We start from the raw sequence: 566 nt of genomic DNA, 5'->3' as shown, positions 1-566 counted from the left end.
ATGGCCTGGTGGAGTGGGCCCCGGCGCCGATGCCGCGCAACACCGACACGCGTGAAGTCACCGCCACGGAAGAGAAATTCACCGGCTTCGTGTTTAAAATTCAGGCCAACATGGATCCGAAACACCGCGACCGCGTGGCTTTCATGCGGGTGGTGTCCGGCAAATATGAAAAAGGCATGAAGCTGCGTCAGGTGCGTATCGGCAAGGACGTAGTGATTTCCGACGCGCTGACCTTTATGGCGGGCGATCGCTCGCACGTTGAAGAAGCGTACCCAGGCGATATCCTCGGTCTGCACAACCACGGCACCATTCAGATTGGCGATACCTTTACCCAGGGCGAGATGATGAAGTTCACCGGTATTCCGAACTTCGCGCCGGAACTGTTCCGTCGTATTCGCCTGAAGGATCCGCTGAAGCAGAAACAGCTGCTGAAAGGGCTGGTTCAGCTCTCTGAAGAGGGCGCGGTCCAGGTCTTCCGCCCGATCGCTAATAACGATCTGATCGTTGGCGCCGTCGGCGTGCTGCAGTTTGACGTGGTGGTAGCGCGTCTGAAAAGCGAATACAAC

The 566-nt window shown here is 57.4% G+C and carries 1 protein-coding gene; it reads left to right on the top strand.

Annotated features, from left to right (window positions below; translation table 11 throughout):
• The coding region (locus tag ACFFUV_RS23725) for an EF-Tu/IF-2/RF-3 family GTPase (protein WP_390198462.1) at nucleotides 1–566 on the top strand (566 nt) is incomplete at both ends.

The sequence above is a fragment of the Vibrio olivae genome, from assembly GCF_042428525.1.
GTDB classification, from domain to species: Bacteria; Pseudomonadota; Gammaproteobacteria; order Enterobacterales; family Vibrionaceae; genus Vibrio; species Vibrio olivae.
This window is presented reverse-complemented; position numbering and strand designations above follow the sequence as displayed.